General features: G+C 60.6%; 23 protein-coding genes and 1 pseudogene. 11 read left to right on the forward strand and 13 right to left on the reverse strand.

What is annotated here, in order from left to right; all coding sequences use genetic code 11:
- Positions 1-32 precede the first annotated feature (32 nt).
- Both QNN99_RS08040 and QNN99_RS08045 read right to left on the reverse strand, forming a co-directional pair.
- Complete coding sequence (locus tag QNN99_RS08040; RefSeq protein WP_229965948.1) at positions 33-653, reverse strand: pyridoxamine 5'-phosphate oxidase family protein; 621 nt, start codon at positions 651-653, stop codon at positions 33-35.
- The gene (locus QNN99_RS08045) at positions 653-1,006 is read right to left on the reverse strand and encodes a hypothetical protein (RefSeq protein ID WP_229965949.1); all 354 of its coding nucleotides are present in this window, start codon (positions 1,004-1,006) and stop codon (positions 653-655) included. Before QNN99_RS08045 ends, QNN99_RS08040 begins: the two co-directional genes overlap by 1 nt.
- A gap of 163 nt (positions 1,007-1,169) precedes the next feature.
- Between QNN99_RS08045 and QNN99_RS08050 the strand changes: the two genes are divergently transcribed.
- Positions 1,170-1,460, forward strand: coding sequence for a hypothetical protein (locus QNN99_RS08050; protein WP_229965950.1), 291 nt, complete (start codon positions 1,170-1,172; stop codon positions 1,458-1,460).
- Complete coding sequence (locus QNN99_RS17490) at positions 1,461-1,853, forward strand: class F sortase (protein ID WP_442860500.1); 393 nt, start codon at positions 1,461-1,463, stop codon at positions 1,851-1,853.
- A 141-nt stretch (positions 1,854-1,994) separates the two neighbouring features.
- Here the strand turns inward: QNN99_RS17490 and QNN99_RS08055 are convergent, their stop codons facing one another.
- Together QNN99_RS08055 and QNN99_RS08060 are read right to left on the reverse strand one after the other, a co-directional pair.
- Positions 1,995-2,387, reverse strand: coding sequence for a DUF6176 family protein (locus QNN99_RS08055; RefSeq protein WP_229965951.1), 393 nt, complete (start codon positions 2,385-2,387; stop codon positions 1,995-1,997).
- 2,020 nt (positions 2,388-4,407) lie between these two features.
- A complete protein-coding gene (locus QNN99_RS08060; RefSeq protein WP_229965952.1) occupies positions 4,408-5,070 on the reverse strand; it encodes a GNAT family N-acetyltransferase in 663 nt (220 codons plus the stop codon).
- A gap of 129 nt (positions 5,071-5,199) precedes the next feature.
- On the opposite strand from QNN99_RS08060, the gene QNN99_RS08065 reads away from it, so the two are divergent.
- Positions 5,200-5,946, forward strand: a complete 747-nt coding sequence (locus QNN99_RS08065) for a formylglycine-generating enzyme family protein (protein ID WP_229965953.1) — start codon at positions 5,200-5,202, stop codon at positions 5,944-5,946.
- A 97-nt stretch (positions 5,947-6,043) separates the two neighbouring features.
- Here the strand turns inward: QNN99_RS08065 and QNN99_RS08070 are convergent, their stop codons facing one another.
- The gene (locus QNN99_RS08070; RefSeq protein ID WP_229965954.1) at positions 6,044-6,391 is read right to left on the reverse strand and encodes a hypothetical protein; all 348 of its coding nucleotides are present in this window, start codon (positions 6,389-6,391) and stop codon (positions 6,044-6,046) included.
- A 287-nt stretch (positions 6,392-6,678) separates the two neighbouring features.
- Here QNN99_RS08070 and QNN99_RS08075 point away from each other — a divergent pair, with 287 nt between their 5' ends.
- The 4 genes from QNN99_RS08075 (at position 6,679) to QNN99_RS08090 (ending at position 8,777) form a co-directional block, all read left to right on the forward strand.
- Positions 6,679-7,143 (forward strand): nuclear transport factor 2 family protein, encoded by a 465-nt coding sequence (locus tag QNN99_RS08075; protein ID WP_229965955.1) that lies wholly within the window; start codon positions 6,679-6,681, stop codon positions 7,141-7,143.
- 179 nt (positions 7,144-7,322) lie between these two features.
- Positions 7,323-7,754, forward strand: a complete 432-nt coding sequence (locus QNN99_RS08080; RefSeq protein WP_229965956.1) for a hypothetical protein — start codon at positions 7,323-7,325, stop codon at positions 7,752-7,754.
- Positions 7,754-8,047, forward strand: coding sequence for a transcriptional regulator (locus QNN99_RS08085; protein ID WP_231712725.1), 294 nt, complete (start codon positions 7,754-7,756; stop codon positions 8,045-8,047). Before QNN99_RS08080 ends, QNN99_RS08085 begins: the two co-directional genes overlap by 1 nt.
- A gap of 262 nt (positions 8,048-8,309) precedes the next feature.
- Positions 8,310-8,777 (forward strand): GNAT family N-acetyltransferase, encoded by a 468-nt coding sequence (locus QNN99_RS08090; protein WP_442860495.1) that lies wholly within the window; start codon positions 8,310-8,312, stop codon positions 8,775-8,777.
- On the opposite strand, the gene QNN99_RS08095 is transcribed toward QNN99_RS08090, so the two are convergent.
- Positions 8,732-9,502 (reverse strand): SAM-dependent methyltransferase, encoded by a 771-nt coding sequence (locus tag QNN99_RS08095; protein WP_229965959.1) that lies wholly within the window; start codon positions 9,500-9,502, stop codon positions 8,732-8,734. The genes QNN99_RS08090 and QNN99_RS08095 overlap by 46 nt on opposite strands.
- A 148-nt stretch (positions 9,503-9,650) precedes the next feature.
- Complete coding sequence (locus tag QNN99_RS08100) at positions 9,651-10,160, reverse strand: hypothetical protein (protein ID WP_229965960.1); 510 nt, start codon at positions 10,158-10,160, stop codon at positions 9,651-9,653.
- Between the two features lie 135 nt (positions 10,161-10,295).
- On the opposite strand from QNN99_RS08100, the gene QNN99_RS08105 reads away from it, so the two are divergent.
- A complete protein-coding gene (locus tag QNN99_RS08105) occupies positions 10,296-10,577 on the forward strand; it encodes a PLD nuclease N-terminal domain-containing protein (protein WP_229965961.1) in 282 nt (93 codons plus the stop codon).
- A 41-nt stretch (positions 10,578-10,618) separates the two neighbouring features.
- On the opposite strand, the gene QNN99_RS08110 is transcribed toward QNN99_RS08105, so the two are convergent.
- On the reverse strand, positions 10,619-10,972 hold the full coding sequence (locus tag QNN99_RS08110; protein WP_229965962.1) for an iron chaperone: 354 nt from the start codon (positions 10,970-10,972) through the stop codon (positions 10,619-10,621).
- A gap of 46 nt (positions 10,973-11,018) precedes the next feature.
- A pseudogene (locus QNN99_RS08115) lies at positions 11,019-11,204 on the reverse strand (DUF8548 family protein); the annotation flags it as partial.
- Positions 11,205-11,457: 253 nt separating this feature from the next.
- On the opposite strand from QNN99_RS08115, the gene QNN99_RS08120 reads away from it, so the two are divergent.
- Entirely contained in the window at positions 11,458-12,369 is a 912-nt protein-coding gene (locus tag QNN99_RS08120; RefSeq protein ID WP_229965963.1) for a toll/interleukin-1 receptor domain-containing protein, read from the forward strand.
- 163 nt (positions 12,370-12,532) lie between these two features.
- Here the strand turns inward: QNN99_RS08120 and QNN99_RS08125 are convergent, their stop codons facing one another.
- Positions 12,533-13,279, reverse strand: a complete 747-nt coding sequence (locus QNN99_RS08125; RefSeq protein ID WP_229965964.1) for an alpha/beta fold hydrolase — start codon at positions 13,277-13,279, stop codon at positions 12,533-12,535.
- Between the two features lie 867 nt (positions 13,280-14,146).
- Between QNN99_RS08125 and QNN99_RS08130 the strand changes: the two genes are divergently transcribed.
- Together QNN99_RS08130 and QNN99_RS17495 are read left to right on the forward strand one after the other, a co-directional pair.
- The gene (locus QNN99_RS08130; protein WP_229965965.1) at positions 14,147-14,515 is read left to right on the forward strand and encodes a hypothetical protein; all 369 of its coding nucleotides are present in this window, start codon (positions 14,147-14,149) and stop codon (positions 14,513-14,515) included.
- Between the two features lie 413 nt (positions 14,516-14,928).
- Positions 14,929-15,282, forward strand: a complete 354-nt coding sequence (locus QNN99_RS17495; protein WP_502858885.1) for a Pycsar system effector family protein — start codon at positions 14,929-14,931, stop codon at positions 15,280-15,282.
- A gap of 173 nt (positions 15,283-15,455) precedes the next feature.
- On the opposite strand, the gene QNN99_RS08135 is transcribed toward QNN99_RS17495, so the two are convergent.
- The 3 genes from QNN99_RS08135 to QNN99_RS08145 are packed head-to-tail and all read right to left on the reverse strand — an operon-like array spanning position 15,456 to position 18,257.
- A complete protein-coding gene (locus QNN99_RS08135; protein ID WP_229965966.1) occupies positions 15,456-16,559 on the reverse strand; it encodes an MBL fold metallo-hydrolase in 1,104 nt (367 codons plus the stop codon).
- 43 nt (positions 16,560-16,602) lie between these two features.
- Positions 16,603-17,436, reverse strand: coding sequence for an enoyl-CoA hydratase-related protein (locus QNN99_RS08140; protein WP_229965967.1), 834 nt, complete (start codon positions 17,434-17,436; stop codon positions 16,603-16,605).
- The gene (locus QNN99_RS08145) at positions 17,433-18,257 is read right to left on the reverse strand and encodes a hypothetical protein (protein WP_229965968.1); all 825 of its coding nucleotides are present in this window, start codon (positions 18,255-18,257) and stop codon (positions 17,433-17,435) included. The genes QNN99_RS08140 and QNN99_RS08145 overlap by 4 nt, the downstream gene beginning before the upstream one ends.
- Positions 18,258-18,425: the final 168 nt, after the last annotated feature.

The following is an 18,425-nucleotide window of genomic DNA, read 5'->3' on the forward strand; positions in this document are numbered from 1 at the left end:
GCTTCAAACTGGCTCGTCACCGTCTCTCCGGATCAGCGCCCCATCCGCACCCCCGAGGTGTGGGCCGCGATCAGATCCGGCCCAAGCACCCGAGTCGGCTGGCTGGGAACCTCAAAAGGACCGAACTTCTGTTCCGTACCTGATCGCCCCTCGCGGAGACTGAGTTTGCCATCGTCATAGGTAGCCACCAGATCCGCGGTGCTTCCAACGAGCTTGGCTGAGTCGGGAATAGTCCAAAGAACATCACCAGCAACCGCCGCCGCAGAATCTCCGCTCTCACTCTCAGGGGCAGCACTCTTTTCCCCTGAACCCGCGAGAGCGGGAACGAGGAACAACGAAAGAAGCAACGTAGCGGCAGCCGGGATCGCCCACCAACGCTCGCGCACTGCGGTCCAGATCCGCTGCCCTGTCTTAGCGTCTTGTCCCTCTTCAACAAGCGTTGCCGTACCGTCAGCACCGAGTTTGAGAGCATACGTCTCATCACCGTCCGTGACGGTGACCAGGACAGGGAACTGCTCAGCCGGCCGGGAGTTCCGCAGCAGCTCCAGCGTTGCTTTCGCGCTGGTTGTCCGGGTGCCGTCAGCCAACACCCACGACTCCCCCTCGCCGCGGACTTCGGCTGTAGAACCAATACGGCTTTGTTGTTCTGCCATTACTGTCCTTCCTCGCTGATCTTGGGGCATTCGGTAAGGCTCGGCCCAGGGACAGCCAGGTCATCTTCCGGAGCTGCCAACACCCACACGTCAGAGCCTTTCGACTCAAAGCGGGTCAACGCCCGTGAAGCCTCCAGATTGGCCACAGCAGCCCGCGCCGCTGTCAGGGGCACCTGCGCCTGCTTAGCCAACTCCTCGATACCCAAGGGCTCCGGAGTCCCATTAGCCGTGACATTGCCTGTAGCGATGCCGTAACGGTCAGCGTTACTCACCACGGCCAACAGGATCTTGTCCTCGCACCAGGTGTCCATTCCGTCCGGGAAGATCTCCCGCACAACATCCCGCTCACGCACCCACGTCACCTGTTCCTCATGTAGGCACCCTCTCCGGCGCCCTCTCACCCTCTAAGCACCCCGAAAGCGGCAACTGTAAAGTTGCCATTTGCCGACCGCCCCGCGCAGACAGGAAGAAGCCTGATTCCCGGCTCTCCCATAACCGAAAGGTGCGCTCGCAGATATGCCGCTTGCTGAACAGGAAACAGCCACCACGAAACCGGCAACCCGCCGCGGCCGCTCCGCTAAGTACCTACGTCCCGCCCTGGCTGTCCTGGCCCTGCTCGGCGGCACCGCGACCATCTATGCCGGTAGCCAGGGCCTCGGAGAGCCGCCGACCTACCAACAGGCCCCCACCGCCGCTAAGCCCTTCGCCGCAGCAGACCCGAACACCTACACCGGCACCGAACCTCCCCCGGAAATGCCGCCCTCCACCATCGCTATCCCTCCTGGGGATCACCGCCCCCGTCGCTGAATCCGACATAGACGCCTCCGGTGCCCTCGTCCTTCCAACCTCGGACAGGACAACCAGGTACACAGGAGCTGCCTCCCTGGGAGCTACCGAAGGCTCCACGGTCATAGCCGGACACGTGAACTTCGCAGACGGCTCGGGGCCCTTGAACCCCTCGCCAAGATCACCAAAGGCACACCCGTCTACGTCACGGACGCCACGGGTACCCGGCACGAATACAAAGCGAACACCGCAGAAACCCTCACCAAGACCGGACTCCCCCAGGAACTCTTTGCCCCCGCCGGCCCGCCTCAGCTCGTCCTCATCACGTGCGGCGGACCCATCGACAACACCGGCAGCATCCTCGAATACACGCACAACACCGTCGTTACCGCCGCCCCAACCACAGTCCCCTAAACGCACAAAAGACCGCTGAAGCCATAGCTTCAGCGGTCTTGGTCGCAACAATAGACGGGATGGTTTCACGGCATTTCATGGCCGGCTGATCTCGTAAGCGCATCCTCCAGCGAGACGCAGGCCTGTGACCGGCTCATACGCTCATTGTTTCCGCTTTGGTAAGGGCCCAGGAGATTGCTTCTGCGGCAGCGGATGCATGGAGTCGATGACACGGGCGGGCATCATCGTCACCTGCGCAGTGAGGTCGACAGGAGTAAAAGCAGGATCAATGCAGGACTTCCAGAACTCGATGTGTTTGGCATCAAGCCAGTGCGAAGACTCATAAAGGTCAGTACCGCCCTCGCCCCGCACGCTGTACCAATAGAGATAGTCGATGCCGTCGAGAGTCTCCGAGAAGATCGTTTCCACGTACATTTGCTCTGGCTCGAGGGTCTCCTGCACAGCCTCCATATGCGACCGCAAGAACTCCATCCACTCAGCTACCTCATCCTGTTTCCCAGCCTGAACACGGAATCTAGTTAGCTCAACACGCATGACCCAAACCTTTCACGGCTCCTTAACTTTTCTCGGCCATATTTACCGCTTGATCCTACTGGTCACGGCCCCGGTCCTGCCCGTAAGCGGGTCGGCTTGCGGACAGGTCTATCAAAAATCAACGTGGTGATTAGACTCCTGGTATGCGTGAGCCCCAGCGGCAGGTCAGAACTTGAGCCCGTCATCCTCGTCCCGTTATGGAAATAGGTTCCAAGCTTGGTGTGGAATCCTTGTCGGCGTATGCGTTTTTCTCCCGCCCATCCTGCGCCTAAGTTATGAGGGATGGACGGGGCAAACAAGAGCGGACGCCATTGGGGCCAGACGAAGGCAAAAGACACTAGCGACGGGATCCTGAGCTCGCCTTCACGCTCGCCGATCGTCGCTCCACCATACGTAGAAAAGCGATACCGCTAGGCTCCAGAGGAGTACCGCCACAATGATGGTGGACAGCGACGGCCCAAGACTGCATTCACCCGCCACAGCAACAAAATCAGTACAGGTGCCCGGCCGCGAGAATATTGCCACAACGCCTGCAACCACCGCCGCAATGGCAGCAAGTAGTAAGACGAAACGACGATTCCCCCGCTTGATCAGGATTTCCTCGCGACGAGGCCTGCAGCTGACGTTGTTTTCCGCACACTACATTGGGTCCTTGCAGATTTCCGCAATACTCGAAACTAATCGCTTCTGGACGATCACTGAGGGATCGGCCTGCGGGCGGGCTGAAGGGACGAACGCAACTCTAATCCGGCTACGTTCGATTCTGGTTCCGCAAACTCCATATACCCATGTAGAGCAGCCACGGCATCATGACAAAGAGGGGAAGCCATGTGGCGACTCTGTCTGTGTTGGCAAAAACGTTGAAGACGGCGATCAACAACATCAGGCTCGTGACGATAACCGCGAGGCGAGCAAAAGGAACAGGTCAAGGACGTATGGATCTCATGAGTGTGATGCTAATGCCATTCGCGCAAGCGTCCGTAAGCCGGTCCATCACCGGGCGCTCGGAATGCCTGCGGTGGGCAGTCTTTGGCCGTGGATGCGACCATTTGTAAGGTAGGAAATAGTTGGTATGTCGCAGAACGATTGGTGAACTTACTGTGCGGATGTCAGTCACCCTTTACCACGTTGCCACATCGCCGACGTCGCAGAACGGACCAGACGCTGCCAACAGCAACAGCTATAAGAACGGTGATGGTCATAATCCACCATTGTTGAGTAACACCTGCGAATATTGCGCCGAAAATCATTCCCCCTATTAGAGCGCGGTAGAACCAGCCTTTGGGCATTCCGAGGTATCCCGGTTCCGCTTCAGTTTCCATCTGGCCAGCCTAGGCAACTCAGATAGGGAGTCAACCACGGCCATGCCTAGGCGATCCCTCATCAGGACGCTGCCGACCCATGATGAGCACGTTGACGAGTTGCCAAATTCACTATCGAGCCCACGCACCAGAGCGCGGCGCAGCCGACTGACCGTGTGTGCCGATGCCGCGGTGCCGACATCTTGAAACGACCCCATCCCGCCATGGTCCAAGGTGAGAGCATTTTCGCGTTGCCTCAAGCAAAATGCCTCGGTCTGCGATATCGATGAATTGCTCGTCGAGCCAGTCGGCAACTTCTATTCGTTGCTTGTCCTGCTCTGTCCGGGCCGCAGCACGTAGCTCCTCTGCTGCGGCGATTATCTCGTCTCGGATGGCTTCCAAGCTGTACTGCTGTCTACGGCCCATTCATAAATCCTATGTGGTTGTCATTCACTTACCACAGCAACGGATCCCAAGCCGAACGGAAAAACTCTGGTCCGCCGTGTGTACTCGCTCGGCCGGGATTTGGATGACCAACATGGTTCCAATGAACTCATTGACCGCACCAACGCATAGAAGGATTATGCCGAGCCGCCGGGGTGCCATCACGCCAGCATATTCGACGGCACAATCGAGTGCCCGTAAGCCGACAGGCTCACGGGCACTTGAGGTCGCCTTGTGAGTGTGGGTGGTTTCTCAAAAAAGACCAGCGGCTGAACCTAGCCGTCGCTAAGGAGAATCCCAAGATAGTCTGCGGAACGTACGTGTCCTCTCACGTCGAGGTTCCAGGCGGGCCGTATAAACCTTTCCGAGCTAAGGCGCAGGTACTGAACCTCTGTTACTTCCGTAGGTTTCCACGATTCCCTGAAAATCCCATTGGGCTCGTAACCCAAAGATTTTGACACACCTAGAGAAGCCGAGTTCCAGACTGCTGCCTCGGAGACAGCGGTGTTCGCCTTTAACCAATCAAATGCGTAGAGGATGACTGCTGTTCGCATCTCCTTGCCGAGGCCTTGGCCCTGAGCATCTTGGCGGAGCCAGGAGCCCGTTGACACCGTCTTGAGTGTGCCAAACCCTTCGGCACTCAAGTCCTGACACCCGACAAAGTCGTTGCCTCTCCAGACTCCGAAGTGGAGTGCCCACTTCTCCGGTGTCGATTCTGCACGTGCCCGCCAAATCCGTCGTGCAGTGTTTGCGGAAAGATCTTCAGGGCGTGCCTCCGTCCACGGATGGGAAAAAGGCATCTGCCCTGGGGGATGTATGCCAGCCTCCGCGGCTTCCACGGCAGCGGGCAAGTCCGCATCTTGGATCGGTCGCAGAACCAAACGTGGAGTGGAGAGAACTAATCCGAAGGGTGGCCACAAGGTGGCTAGGCTGGTCACCCCTAATCCTAACCAGACGTTGTGACGTTGATCCGGCTCGAAATCCGTAACCTCCTATGTGCACGGCCCGTTGAGGGATCGGCTACCGCCATACGACATTCGTCCTTGCTTCGGTGAGAGCATGGCGGAATGGCTACTCTCGCTGTTCGCCCTCTGCCGGCAGGAGCGGTGGATCTGCATGACGCGCGACGCCGACGTCACTGGTCCGTGAAGCTCGAACCGTTCTCCATCGGAGTTGTTCCCATTACTGAGGCCACATACGCCCAGATGATGGGCGATGATAAACCAAGCTCCATGTCGCCCGTGGTGGATCTGAGCTGGCTGGATGCAGTCAGGTTCTGCAACACGGCATCAATCTACGATGGACTCGTGCCCGTCTACACAATGGATGAGGGCAATGTGACTTGGCAGACTGAAGCTTCCGGGTACCGGCTGCCGACGGAAGCCGAATGGGAGTATGCCTGCCGGGCCGGTACGACGGGGCCGCATTACGGGTCCCTCGAGCGGATCGCATGGACTGCCGACGATCAAGTGGATGAACCTCAAGCTGTCGGATTGAAGCAGCCCAACACTTTCGGCCTGTATGACACGCTGGGGAACGCTTGGGAATGGTGCTGGGATCTGCTCGACCCAGCACGATATGGAGACTACCGAGTCTTCCGTGGAGGTGGTTTTGCTGACAAACGTTGGAGTGTTCGGGCGTCCACGCGGCGGGGAGGAGCACCCGGGATGAAGCATCCCGACGTCGGCCTCCGAGTAGCCAAAGGCCTTTTTCATACGGGGCAATCTGCACAGGGCTGGTCAGCTCAAGCAGACATCAAGCGAGGGACCGTTTGGGGGCCTTTACCGTCAGGCTGGACACCTTTAGGTGAGTAGTACGCGGCCTCCCCCCTGCTAACCCCGCGTGGTGACCTTGAAAAGGATTCTCAGCGAACACCTTGTGTGCGTCTGACATAGATGCGTTCAAGGTTTACTAGATGTCAGGTTTCTGCGCATATGCGGAGAGGACGAGGACCATCACGGTCGTAACCACCATCGCGAGGAGCGGTACCCAGAACGCGATCCGGCGCTGGGCGAGCATCACGAGCGTGGCTGCTGCCGCCGCGAGTGGGATGAGGAAGACCAGAACGATGCCAGTCGTTGCCGCCCAGTGCGGTACTGAACGGGTTCCGTCCATCCAGTCGGACGCGCCGAGGGCGATAATCAAGTACTGCACGACGGCGACGAACGGCTGCGCGACCAAGAAGACGATTGAAAAGACGCGGTCGATGATTGAGGGCTGTCTGGCACTTCGTTCATCGACCTGTGTTTCTGTATCCACTATTCGTCCTAACGCATGCTCGAAGTATTTCCGCTGCCGTCGACGTAGTCTATGGGACTGCCTAACGACCAATCAGCTGCACCAGCCGCGTGCTCATGACCCGACTCAACCGGCCGCACCCGGGACTGCCCGGCCTTGCGAACACGTCCGGCAAAAGAGAAGGGTCAAATAACCGTCGGCTTCCCCGAAATCCGTTCCCCGTTCTGCCGCCGGCCGACATCGGCTGTCCCAGTCAACGACGGGCTTACGGACGTATCCAATGTCAGTTCTCTAGATATGATCTGGGGATGGTGAGCTTCCTGCATCAACCCGAGTGGCACGACACCCCTATCCTTCCGGTATCGATTACCAGGGTCACCGCGCAGAAGTGGCTTGATGCATACGTGGCAGCCTGGAAGTCCTATGACGAACGACAGATTGCGGACCTTTGGTCAGAGACTGCTGAGTGGCACTACCCCTTCCAGATGCGGGCATCAGGACGCGAAGAGATCGTTGCTGAATGGATGAGTGAGCGCGACGCCTTCGTAGGTGAGTCCTTTGATGCCAAGTACTATCCGGTCGCCATTGAGGGTGACCGAGTTGTCGCTCATGGCCGAACAGTCTTCTACCAACCGGGCAGTGATCGCGTGGTCACGGCATACGACAACATGTGGTTTTTACGGTTTGATGACTCGGGACGGTGTTCCGAGTTCCATGAGTGGTACGCCGGCCGCCCTGAGGATGAACCAGATCGGGCAGTTCCTGAGCGCTAGCTCAGCGAGCATAGACAAACTAACCGTTGGACGCTCCGCAGGAGGATCCCTTTCGCAAAGGACAAAGCCACCGCCAGGCCGAAGGGATCTGAAGGGTAGTAGTTTCGCGCCTTGAATATGCTTGCGTAGTACATGCGATGCTTGCAAATACCCCGTCCACTGTAGCAAGGAGTACGCTCGTGAGCCCCTATGAGGTAAGCCCCCAAGACGCCGCTATCACGATCGCGGAAACCGACCGGCTGGCCGCAAAAATGCACAAAGATGTGTATGCAATGCGTGTCGCGATGGTGAGCCTGGCCGCCGCTACTGCCTTCGGGCTGCTCATCATTGGGTTGGTCCCGTCGATCGGTGCTGTCGTCGCTGGAACCACCGCGATAGTCGCCGCAACCATTCCGGTATCACTCGTCGGCGCAACCGCACGAGCACGCGACCGGGCGTTCTCTCGCCGCTACCTTTTTACTATTGGCTTCTGGGCTCTGTTCTTCGCCGGGACGATCATCACAGGCATGTACCTCTACCCGCAAGTACCGGGCTTCTGGATTCCCGCGGCAATCCTGTGTGCAACCCCGCCTGTCGCCTTCATCGTCACAGGAAACCGAGCGGCCCACTAATGGCACACCCACGATCCGAGCTCGATAAAGAACTACTCTCTCCTCTCCGGCTTTCCATCCTCGACGCTCTCTCCCGAGTGGGCGAAGCTGAGTTCGCCGCCATTCGCGACGCAATTGAAACGAACGACGCTGAGCTTTCACGACAGCTCACCAGACTCTCTGATGTTGGCTACGTTCGTATCGATAAGCAGCGATCGGGCCGTTACATGAAGACGTGGCTATCCCTCACAAAAGAAGGACACGCAGCCCTCACCGCACACATCGCGGCACTCAAGCGGATCACAGACAACTAAGATTTCAATCCTGTTCAACGTTGCCCGGCTAGGGTTCCTCTTACGGCCACTCAGGGAGTCAAGCGGTAGGTGGCAAACTGGGTGACGTGATAAACACCATCCGCGATTTAGGGCCTGCCAATGTCGGCGCGCTGCAGAATTTACTCGAATCGGTCCCGGACTATGCCGAGCGGATTGCCGGCTATCCGCCGGGGCCGGCGGACGCCCCCAGCGCCTTGATCTCCGTACCACTCAACTTTCCGCGGGCAAGCGTGGAACCGGCTTGTGGAATGGTGCCGACCTCGTCGCCTTTGCCGACATCCTTTTCGGTTACCCTGATCCCGCCGCGGCCTATATCGGACTTTTCATCGTGCACGGCGACCACCCTGGGAAGGGCTTGGGACGAGAGCTCCACGACGCGGTTCTTGCGCGCGTTCACCGGCAATCGTCCGCCGAACGCCTGCGGCTCGGGATCGTCGAGAAGAACGCGGCTGCAGCGGAACCATTCTGGCGAGCACTCGGATGCCTGCCGACCGGCGAACGGAAAACCGTACCACTACGACAAACTCAGCAGTACCGTCACCCTCTGGGAACGGCCCATCGCACGGGCTCACTGAAGAGCACCGAGTCCCGCCCTGTGGAGGATCCCCTGGTGGAACGCCAGCATGCCTGCGCGCCAGGTGAACGGTGGGTTGCTGTGGACTTCTACCCCCTTAGGCAGAAATACGCCATCCCGAGTACGCCTCGGTAGCCCTGTTCATATGTAGCGCGCTGTTCCACATACTGCCGACGGACCTGCCCTGCGGCGGGATGGCTGGCATCATGTGCTTCTAGCCAGCGGGTAAACCTGTCGCGATATCCGGCCTCGAAGACGTCCCACTCCTGAACGCTTGCCTGGTCGCCGTCCACCACCTCGAAACCAGCGGCACGGATCTGCTCGCGTAGCGCATCCGCTGTCAGGTACTCGTCATCACGTCCAGCCAGAGGGGCGGTAGCAGCCGGATGAGGTGTTGCTGACCAGATCGCCTCGCCGTAGACGAGTCGGCCGCCGGGGAGCACCAGGGCTCGAAGGGCGCGCAGGGCTGCGGCATAGTCGAGCGGCTGGGCGTCCTCTAATACCGGCGGCCCCCAGATCTGGCTCGCGCCGATGCAGATGACGGCATCTGCGGGGCGAGCCTGAGCTTCTGCCCCGGGCGTCGAATCAAAAGTCGCTCTGTTGAGCAGCCCACGAGCCAATGCCTGTTGCTTCGCCCGGTCGATGGATGCGGAAGCACTGTCCACTCCGCGTCCCCGTGCCTGCGGGGCCGCCGTCAAAACCCGAAGTAGCAGTTCGCCCCATCCGCACCCCATGTCCAGAACCTCAGCCGGGTCGGACAAGAACGCCACAAGGTGAGCGGCACGTTCCTCGGAAAGCGGGGTGAGCCAGGTCAAGGACTCATATAGGGGCGGCAGTTCAAGCAAAGTGTCGTCGGTCACTCAGGGATGTTCTCACGATTCATGGAAGCGGCTGCTTGGGATATCCGCTCGTCCGGCAACGGACCTCTGAACGGCATGACACCGAGGCGATGGGGGTAACTTGGACGGCTCGAGAGTCAATTAGCCATTGGGCGGCGATGCGGCGGCTCTACTTACGGGCATCCTCGGGACCCTTCGAATCCATCATCTGGTCCAGGACCAGGGAGCTCATGGCCGCGATGACCGCCATCACACGCCGCGGCCGAGCCACCCCGCGCCGGAGCAACCATGTTTCAAGCCGCTCATCCAGCACCAGGCTCACTGCCAAGACCCCGCTCACGGTGATGCCCACCGTCGCCGCCAGCACGGCCAATCCGATTGCCGGCAGCCTTGCCGGGCGGGCGTCTGCGCGCACATAGGAAGGGAGGGGTGCGGTGCCCGCAGTGCCGTCGGTGGAGCGGGAAGCGGCCGGAGTGACAAGATCGATTCTTCCGGCGGAAGCCTGCTCCCTCCCTTTCTGACTGCCCTTCCACACGGCTGCCGCGGCGATGATGCCAATGGCGGCGCCGGGCGCAAGAACGTAGACGCGGCGCGCCCCCGGGGACCAACCGGCCGGGCTTTTGAGGGTGAGCACACCGGATACAGCGGCAAGCGTGAGCGACAGCGGAAGATTCTTCATGGCCAACACGGTACATGGCGCACGGCCAGGACGAAGTGATCCCACATCCGTACGCGGATCCCGTGGGAAACTCGAGATCAGCACTAGGTTGGAGTAGCGTCCGTATCTCGCGGGCCCAAACAAAGGGGGACTGTAGTGCTGGTATGGACAGCAGCTGAAGGTGCAAATCCGATCGTGCCCACTCAGTGGGAGTTCACAGTTGTAGGGATTGGCGTGCTTGCACTGCTCCTCTTTGTAGCGGCTGTCATCGGTATTGCGTGCTCTCACCATCTCACCGGCCTCGCACAGGCGCTTTGGGTACTCGTGGTGTTTGTCTTCCCCGTGATCGGTTCGCTTCTTTGGTTCCTCATCGGTCGCCGGGCTAACACCTCCTCAAGCCGCGACGCCGGTCGCAACCCGGCGAAAAGCGCCAGGTAAGGCCTTGCTGCCCCCGCCTTGCTAAGGGATCGTCCACAGCGTTACAGCCCAACGTCCTTCCGCGAGGTTAGGGCGAGCTGTTCGACGAGGTCGTCAGGGATGGGTTTGTTCACGGGAAATTTGATGCCGGTTTTGGTGGCTTTCAGCCCGGCGGCGGCGATGTCTTCGGCATGAGCGGTGATGGCGCCTGGGGCGAGATAAAGGCCGCATTGCTTACTGAAGGCGGCGTAACTGGCGACAATCGATCGTCCAATTCGGAACCCCGGCATGTTGTACTCAATGACCTCTTCCGCGTCCGGCAGGGTACGCGCGAGCTGAGCACGCAACGTGGTCAGCAGTGGGCGGAACTGTTCCGGAGCCGCAGCGATGTACGTGTCATGGTCGGAGATGGTCATCCGCCATTCTTCAACCATGAGACCTCGTCTCGCAACAGTAGCGATGCTAGACCAACTCATCGGCCTTGACCGTATCCCGCCCGTAAACATGGCGCCAGATCACGTGATCAAGGCGTCTCCGCTGGGCCGGATAGAGCTCTGCAACCTGCTGGATCAGGTCGGCCGTTTCCACGGGCGTCAGCTTCTGAGCGTCGAGGCCCGCAGGCTCCGCTACGAAGCGGATAACCATCCTCTTCGCTACGACGCTGCTGGCCCATCATGAGCACGTTGATTAGTCGCAAGATCCGCTATCGAGTCCACGCACCAGGGCGCTACACAGCAGGCTGACCGCGTCTGCCGATGCCCGAGTGCCGACATCTTGGAGCGATCGCGTCCCGCTTTGGTACACGCACGTTCAAGCGCCGCGACTGCGCGACAGTGCCGCCGGATCTAGTGGCATATAGTCCAGGTGAGGACCGTGTCGCCTATTATCTGTGGAGCAATTTGTGAAGCTGTTTATCTCATATGCTTGGACGTCCAACGCCCATCGGGAGTGGGTGAATCTTCTCGCTGTGCATCTCAAGGCCGTGGGCTACGAAGTCCTTATCGACGCGGACGTTAACTACTCGGATAGCCTCAACGGCTTCATGCGACTTGCCACAGACTCAGACCGCGTCCTTCTGGTGGTTGACGAGAACTACGTGGAGCGTGCCGATAATAGTCCTACGTCTGGGGTAGGAGTCGAGACACGCTGGCTGTCGTCTGTCTTCGCCACGAAGCCGCAGGGATGGCTTGGCATTCTCTTCAAGGGGAATCCGAAGACGACGCTTCCCAAATGGCTCGCCGAGGAGAAACCCCGCGGTTTCGATTTCAACGCCGATCCCGCTCAGGGTTGGTTCCCCGGCAGCGCGCAAGTGGAGGAGCTCTGGCGGTGGATTGAGGGACTTCCTGGCCGCCGCGATAGCGAGACCACCGTCGCCATGCTCCGGGCTCGCGCGCGCCGACTTGAAAAGATCGATACGCTGCGCAATCCGGGCAACTGGCATAGTCCTGCACCGACCGGGGAGATCCTCTTCGACTACGAATGGGCACCCGGGGAAACCTACGTGCTCGGTCATGGAGAGTACTGCTTCGGGTTCATGGCGTCTGAGCGGAGTGGGGACGTTGTCGCCGTCTATTCGGACCCGGTGAAAGCAGTCGGGATAAGCCGTGGTGGACGACCCTTCAGTGGCGCCGCCGAGGACCACTTGATCCCTGGCCGGGTAGTCGACGCTAGACCGGGAGACGCCGTGCTTCTTCTGAATGAGCACGGCGCATTGTGTTGGATTGACCTTCTCGATGTGACCCCAACCGAGGACGGCGATCAGTACCGGCGTCCTTCGGTCAAGTTCCGGTACGAGATTCTGCTCGCGAGCTGATCAGACGGGCTGATGCTTAGCCGAACACTGGATTAGCTGGAGACGGCGACGCATGCACCTACCTCCTCACACAGAGCAGGGGTACTTCCTCGAGTAGCCGCCAATCCGTGAGCGGGACATCTATCATTCCAGTCCTCGCTGAGTGGCGCTGTAGAGGATGGGCTTATGGGCGCGTCCGCCAGTCGCTCATCTGGCGACCGAGTTCCGACACGACGACACGTGGGTCTGAGAGCGGGATGTCGTGCGCAGCCCCCTTCACTGTGAGCAGGGTGCTCCCGGGCAAAGCTGACGAGGTAAGACCGGCAGAGTCGTGCATCAGTTTCCTCTCCCGTGCGCCGACGAGGACGCTGGCGGAGCCCGGGTAGTCGCTCCATGTTGCGGGAAGTGTGAATCGAATGTTCTCGCCGACGCTGGCCAGGAGGGTTTCGCGAGAGGTCGTCGCGCTGTCGTGCAGGTATTCAGCCCAAAGGTCCTTCGGGATACCGAGTTGGCGGGCTTGAGCTTCGGCGAACCACCGCTGACGAGAGAGTGGTGCAGCCAGTGCCAGCAGACCGAGCGTGGGACCGGGAAGCGGGGCGCGTTTGGTTTCTGCGCTGATTACCGTTGCGCTCCGTACGAGGTGGGGCACCTCCGACGCGAGCAAGATCGTCAGTTGTGCTCCTAGCGAGAACCCGACGATGTGCGCTCCCTGCGGAGCGTAACCTTCTATGACTGCGCGCAGTTCCTCGACGGTGGCCTTGTGCGAAACGTACGGATAGGAAGCACTGCGGCCAAATCCGGGGAGGTCGGGAACGATCGCTTTCACTGCAGAGTTCAACAGCGCACGCGTGGGTGACCACATCCACCCGCTGACACCGGCTCCGTGGAGCATCAGCACCGGTTCGTCGCCATCGCCCACGTCTATGTACATCAGGCCATCATCCCAGAGCCTTTCGACCGCCTCGCTGCCCAATGGCGCTAAGGACGGGGTGTCCGGTCTCGAATCCTTACCACGAACGCCTAGTGGCCCGCGAGCAGAACGTCTATCGGAGCACCGACCGTCCCGGAGGAATGATCAGACGGATCTCCTACAGAAGCTGAGCAGCCTCTTCATCCGTAAGCTCAATCTCCTGGCCGTTATCACCTACCCATACGTAGTCTCGTCGGCCAAGTGCGGGTGCGCGTTTGATGATCGAGTAGGTCGAACCATTGATTAGCTTCACTCTCATGATGCAAGGCTACGTACTGGAGCATGTATCCGCCTTCGTCGCACGGCTGATATCAGGCCAGAACTGCATCTGAACTATGTGTGGCCGGCGCTGAGATCCTGTCATGGGGGGGATACGGTGAAGCCTCTGGTCACCTCTGCGGGTGGCAGTAGCGAATAGTGTCATCCCTTTGAGGGATCGGCGCGGGGATCGGATCCACCGGAACAGGTACGTAGCAGCGACATAAGCCATGAGAACGATGAAGCCAATGAATGGCGGCCAGAACGGGCCAACCAGGGTTATCAGGCCAAGTGTCGCTCCAGAGACAGAGGCTAGTGCTCCTGCTGCACTCTTATGGCCGTGATCGGAGAGTCAGAAAAGGAGGAACCCGAGCCCCAGGCTGATGGTTACAAAGAGAACAAGCTGCACTGCCAGAAATGCGTACCAAAGTAGTGCCCTACTGCGGGAGCACAGACGATCACACTTTTGGCCAAAGGTGCGTGGACCGGTTTGCGGAGGTGGGATTCTCTGCAAAGCGAAGCAGTGTATGACGAGACGTCGCGGAGTCCAAATGGAAGGAACTTTAGAACATGCACAAGGTTGAGACCCTGAGATTTCGGGGGCCTCTCAAGGCCTGGATCATTGGCGCGGGGGTCGTCATCGGAAGTGCGGTCTTCGTCATGGGTCTCTCAGAGGGGGAGGTTCTGGTGACATCTATAACCGGAATGTTAGTCATCGGACTGAGCTGTGCCATCGTCGTTCTTCCCAAACTCGAGACTTCAACTGACAAACAGCAGCTGGTCTTGAATCTGCATCCCTTGAAGCGCTACGTTTTCAATCTTTCTGAGCTGGAAAGCATTCAGCCGATTACCATCAACGCGGCATCCTACGGTGGCGTAGGTCTTCGATTCGTACCTGGAACAATCGGTCTGATCATGAAATCCGGTAAAGGGATCTGAACTCGGACAGGCTCGCCTTGTCTGCAGATCTCGAGAGCCAATTGGAACTTGCTGCTCGCGTATTCGACCAAGTTCCCTCCAGTTCCTGGGAACGCGCAGGACTCCGCGGGGACGGCAAAGAATTCACAGTGCAGTCCTTTTCATCCTTTGTCCTCCACGAGGTCGAGCACCATCTTCAGGATGCGTCGGAAGGTCTGCGCAAAGTCGTTTAGTGTGCTGCTAGATCTACCGAGGACCAGGTCACCTGCAGCTAACCCAAGCATTTGGAACGCGTGTTATGCGCCCACAGAAGGATGGTTGATTGTGATTCTACTGTCTCTGCACTCGAAATGGCTTCGAGCCCTCTCGAGCACTGGATTACTTCCTCTTCCTCGTAGGGTCTGATGCGGACGACCAAAGAATAGAAGGCACTAGTGCGCCAGCGTAAAGCAGTACCTGAACCAACCCAACCAGATCACGCGTGGAAGGTCCTGTCTACGACGAATGAATGGATCCGGCACGCCGATGCAAAAACCGGAGTTACGCTGGCTTTTGTGGGCGTGACCGGGACTCTGCTCTTCAACGTGGCACGGTCCAACGACGTATGGTCTATCGGGCTCAACCTTGCAGCCTTCGCTTGCCTGGCAGCCTTGGTAGCAGCAGTTGGATTCGCGGCAGGCGCATTGTTTCCGCGCACGAAGACGAGAGAGCAAGGCAAGAAGTTTCGTGGGCCGAGGAACTCCGATTCGAGGCAACGCGGCACACAGGTCATTTCCCTAAGCATCTGACCAGGAGTGAACGTCCCAAGCTCGGCGCGAGATTCGATAGTCGCGATTGCCTTTGTAGCGACATCGGACGGCCATCCTCCCACGACAAGCAGCTGCTCCAGCTCGTCGAAGATATTCGCTGCCGGCCCTGCGGACTGGCTTGGGCTTTCGCACAGGTCCTGTTGCGGCAATGCCTAGCCGGCGGAGCCGGCTGAAACGGACGGGAAGTCCCCGGTGTTCGTCTCAGTTCCCGGTTCGGGACAGCGCGCAACTAGCCCTTCGAGGAGTCCGCTGCGGGCCAGCTCGAGGTGCAGCTCGGTCTGGCGGAGCGCGGCATGCAGGAAGAACCCGTGCAGGCGGGGCCAGCCCGCTCCGTGCAGCCGACACGAGTAGTCCCACACGGACGCGTCCCCGAGTTCCGGCAGCAGATCCGCAATCCGCTGCGTGCGCCGCAGATGGTGCGAGCAAATTTCGGCGGCGCGCGCGTCAAGTCCGCGGAAGCGGAACTCGTGCCCCGGCAGCACCTCATATCCGCCGAACCGCTGCAGGGACTGCAGCGACGCCAGGTAATCAGGCAGCGGCTTGTCTCCGGGGCGGGAACCGAGCCCAAACCCGGAGTGGATCTGCGGCAGTATATGGTCGCCGGTGTAGAGGAGCTTGCGCTCATTGTCGGCGAAGCACAGGTGGCCTCCCGTGTGACCGGGTGTCGCGAGAGCGGTTAAGCTGTGGGAGCCCAGATCCAGCATGTCGCCGTCGTCCAGCAGCAGGTCCGGCTCAATGTCGGAAAACGCCGGCGGCCGCGCAAATGCAGCAGTGAGCTCGCCCCGGCGTGCAGCGGGTACTCCCCATGCCTCCAGGACCCGGCTGTACGACGCCGGACTTCGCAGCTCGGGGCTGAGCTGATGTGTCAGGACAGCCCGCTCCTCGCGGGAGAGCACCACCCTCGCACCCGTCATGGCTCTGAGCGTGGCTGCGATGCCGAGGTGGTCGGGGTGGTGATGGGTGGCGACGACGGTGGAGAGGTGTTCAAGGGTAAGCCCGATCAGCCCCAGGGAACGGTGAAGGGCATCAAGGTTCCCGGGTGAGTCCCAGCCCGGGTCCAGGATGGAGAAGGACGCCGAGTCGCCGCTGAGCAGGACGTAGCTGAGAGTGTAGGTGACACCGCCTTCGGGGATGGGTGCGGCTATGGCCCACACGTTGTCCGCGACGAGTTCAGGCCGGGGCAGCCGCGAGGACTGCAGCGCCGTCTGCTGCCCGGCGCTCGTCGGGCGGACAGTGCGCACTCCATTGCTGCTCATGGCGAGAGTCTAGCAAGCACTTGGTCCGGCATCCCGACAACCTTCAGCCGCGCTCGCCGCGGAAATCCACAGGCTTCCGGGCCAGAAATCCTTCGCGGGCCCGGGCATACTCCTGCCTGCCCAGCAGGTCCGACTGAATTTCCAGCTCCCGTTCCAGGGCTGCGGCCAATGCCGGGGCCTCGGCGGCACGCAGCAGCCGTTTGGTTTCCGTCACCGCAGCGCGCGGTGCGGAACACAGCCGGCTGGCCACCTCGCCAACGCGGGCCTCCAACTCCGCAGCCGGCACCACCTCGCCCACCAGCCCCCATTCCGCGGCGAGGGCTGCCGGAATGCGTTCCCCGCCGAACGCCATGCGGGCCGCCCGCGTCCTGCCGGCGCCGGTGACGACGGCGTGGGTCGCACCGCCGTCGGGCACCAGGCCCAGGGGCAGGAACGGCAGCAGGAAAAAGGCCGAGTCAGCGGCGAGCACCAGATCGCAGGCGAAGGCGATGGAGGCCCCGACGCCGGCAGCCGGCCCGTTCACCGCCGCGATGACCGGCGCCGGCATGGCGGCGATCAGTGACACCACTTCCCCGGCTGCTGCGACAGTCGCCCCGTTGACGTCGGTGCCGAGATCCGCGCCGGTGCAGAAGGCACGTCCCGCCCCGGTGATGACGACGGCGTCAGCGTCCCGGGCCGATTCGAGGGCTTCGGCGAGTTCCGCCAGGGCGGCGGTGGACACGGCGTTGAGCGTGTCAGGGCGGTTGAAGCGCAGCCATGCCACTCCGTTGGTGGACTCAATGCTGATGGAAGTTTCGGTCAGCGTCATCTGCGCTCCTGCGGTTTTGTTGTCGGTTGTCGGCTGGCGGCTGCCCGTTCCGGGCAAGGAGGTGCTCACCAGTCCTGCCAAGGAATGATGGTGCTCAGGGGCGAGGAGAAAAGCACCTCGCCGACGTCCCGCGGGGCGTCCGGAGCCGTTTCAAGCCTGCGCTCCGCTTTTCGAACGGACTCAGCTGTTGTGCCGGGGTCCTCGTCGAGATAGAGCATCCTGATCCGCAGGCCGCCCGGCGGTTCGGCGAATGTGGCGGTGAACGGAAGTGTGCCGTGCTGCTGCGGATGGCTGAAGGAGAAGGTCCAGGCCCCGGCCACCCCGTCAACGTTGAGCAGTTCCGGGATCAGCCGGGTGTCCTCCCAGGTAAAAGAACTGTGGGTGTCGAGTCCGTGCGGCTCGGCGTAGCGGGTCAGGGTGAGGTGCAGGCCGCGGTTGGGGCGGTAGGGCAGCACGTCCGGATCCACCAGCACCCGAGGTGCCGCATACCCCTTGACGGGGCGGAAGAAGCCGAGAAGCGGACGCCGAACGCCGGGGATGATGGGGCCGCGGCCCCATTGAAAGGAAGCCTCTCCGAGGTTGTTCCAGGCCGTGACGCTCTCCTCGGCGGGTGACCGGAACCAGTACATCGCGACATAGTCGGTGCCGGCCAGGGCGTCAGCGCCCTTCGGGGAGTTGGCGCCGGTCGTTGATCCAGTGCGGCCTGCTGCACTCCCCCGCGACAGCGCTGCCTCCGGGTCAGCTACGCGGGCCCATCTGTCTCCCCAGGCCACACCGGGAAGCGCGAGGTTTTCCGGCCGGTGGTCGAGCTGGTGCCAGCGGTTGTAGGCCCCGTGCGAAGAGGCATCGGTGAGTTCCACAAATGAAAAGAAGGCCAGGTCGGCGAGCATGGATTTCCTCTGTCTAGCGCTTGTTTGGTCAGGCTAGCAGACTGCAGACCCGGACGCTCGGAAGTCCCAACGGGATAAGGGCGTGATCTAAAGAGCGGAGGTTCCTGCCACTAAAGCCGGACCCTGCAGATCGTCGAGCTGACCAGTGCTGTGGGTTTCAGGAGCCTG

Source organism: Arthrobacter sp. zg.Y820, from assembly GCF_030125555.1.
GTDB lineage: Bacteria > Actinomycetota > Actinomycetes > Actinomycetales > Micrococcaceae > Arthrobacter_B.

Coding starts and splice junctions, on each gene's coding strand:
- QNN99_RS08040 (WP_229965948.1), bottom strand. CDS start 653: ATGGCAGAACAACAAAGCCGTATTGGTTCTACAGCCGAAGTCCGCGGC.
- QNN99_RS08050 (WP_229965950.1), top strand. CDS start 1,170: ATGCCGCTTGCTGAACAGGAAACAGCCACCACGAAACCGGCAACCCGC.
- QNN99_RS08055 (WP_229965951.1), bottom strand. CDS start 2,387: ATGCGTGTTGAGCTAACTAGATTCCGTGTTCAGGCTGGGAAACAGGAT.
- QNN99_RS08065 (WP_229965953.1), top strand. CDS start 5,200: ATGGCTACTCTCGCTGTTCGCCCTCTGCCGGCAGGAGCGGTGGATCTG.
- QNN99_RS08075 (WP_229965955.1), top strand. CDS start 6,679: ATGGTGAGCTTCCTGCATCAACCCGAGTGGCACGACACCCCTATCCTT.
- QNN99_RS08085 (WP_231712725.1), top strand. CDS start 7,754: ATGGCACACCCACGATCCGAGCTCGATAAAGAACTACTCTCTCCTCTC.
- QNN99_RS08100 (WP_229965960.1), bottom strand. CDS start 10,160: ATGAAGAATCTTCCGCTGTCGCTCACGCTTGCCGCTGTATCCGGTGTG.
- QNN99_RS08110 (WP_229965962.1), bottom strand. CDS start 10,972: ATGACCATCTCCGACCATGACACGTACATCGCTGCGGCTCCGGAACAG.
- QNN99_RS08125 (WP_229965964.1), bottom strand. CDS start 13,279: ATGTACATAGACGTGGGCGATGGCGACGAACCGGTGCTGATGCTCCAC.
- QNN99_RS08130 (WP_229965965.1), top strand. CDS start 14,147: ATGCACAAGGTTGAGACCCTGAGATTTCGGGGGCCTCTCAAGGCCTGG.
- QNN99_RS08135 (WP_229965966.1), bottom strand. CDS start 16,559: ATGAGCAGCAATGGAGTGCGCACTGTCCGCCCGACGAGCGCCGGGCAG.
- QNN99_RS08145 (WP_229965968.1), bottom strand. CDS start 18,257: ATGCTCGCCGACCTGGCCTTCTTTTCATTTGTGGAACTCACCGATGCC.